The sequence below is a fragment of the Streptomyces sp. NRRL F-2664 genome (assembly GCF_000719345.1).
GTDB lineage: Bacteria > Actinomycetota > Actinomycetes > Streptomycetales > Streptomycetaceae > Streptomyces.
This window is the reverse complement of record NZ_JOFX01000221.1, coordinates 1-1239: the sequence shown is the minus strand read 5'-3', so window position 1 is coordinate 1239 and position 1239 is coordinate 1. Positions and strand designations below refer to the sequence as shown.

The following is a 1239-nucleotide window of genomic DNA, read 5'->3' as shown; positions in this document are numbered from 1 at the left end:
CCAGTACTGGGCGTCCGGCCCCAGACCCAGCTTCACCGGCCCGGCAAGAACCCTGGGGGTGGCGCTGCGGGCGGGGTGGTCGTAGACCGTCACCTCACCCGTGTCCGGGTTGTAGACAGCCTTCTGCTGGTACCCCCGGCCCAGCACGTCGCCCACCGCCTCATACCGTCCGTCGCCCACCGGCACCGGCTGCGTGGCATCCACCCCCTCCTGCTTCTCCTCAGACGACGCCTCCGCCGCCCCCTCCTCCTCCGGCACCTCCCCGCCCTCCCCCGACAGCACCCCCGGCACCGCCCGCACCGGCTCCTGCGCCACCGAGGCAGCACCGCCCAAAACCACCAGCGGCAGCGCAACCACACCCGCCGCACACGCCCTCCAGCGGCGCCCACGCACTCTCATACCGACTCCCAGATTCCTACAGCAACATCAGTACCACCCACTCAAGCCGGCCCTCCCCCCTCCCCCCATCCCCCACACAGCCACCCACCAGCCCAACCCCCCTCATGCAAACAGCCGGCCCCGCATTCACGCGACCCGTTCTGCCACTCACCACCAGCTACTGATCTTTCCGTAAGTTCGGTGGGGAGTGGTGGGTGGATGTGAGTCCGGTGTGGGTTAGGAAGGACCAGAGCAGGTGGGGGTTTGTGTTGATGCGGTGGATGCCTTGTTCGGTGGCGTCGGCGACGTCCGCGAGGTGGTCGCCGGCGAGATTGGCGAGCTCGCGCTTTTTGAGCGAGGACCACAGCAGCTCCAGGTTGAGCTCAGGCGCGTAGGCGTCGCGTAGGCGGGTAATCGTTCCAGGGTGAGCCAGTCCTGATCGGCGGCCCACGCCCGCATCGCCCGGCTCCAGTGGGCGGACAGGCCGCACACGAGGACCACGTTTTCACCGCGATAAAAGATCTTCATCTGCTCCAGGACCTCGATCAGAGCGGTGGTGCCGTAGCTGCCGGGCTTGAGGTGAAAGCACAGGCGCGGGCCGCGATCTGGATCGGCGGCGTGGTATCCGAGAGCCGCGGCCATCGAGGCCCGCTTCCAGTTCAGCCGATGCCGCAGGAGCGGGGTGCGGAGGTACGCCGGACCTGGGGCAGTAGCGATACGCCCGATTCGTCGAGGAAGACGACCCAGGCACGTGTGTTCACGGCCCCGTTACCGTCTTCGTGGCCTCGCAATGGGGCTCCCGGCCTTCGGCCCCGGTATGACTCGAGCCCCCAGTCGAGATGATCGAAAAGGTGGTGTCGC

Annotated in this window: 1 protein-coding gene; it reads right to left on the bottom strand. The window is 67.8% G+C overall.

The window, feature by feature from the left end:
- A partial coding sequence (locus IF89_RS47330; protein WP_199820651.1) for a hypothetical protein occupies positions 1-315 on the bottom strand: 315 nt, incomplete at its 3' end.
- Positions 316-1239: the final 924 nt, after the last annotated feature.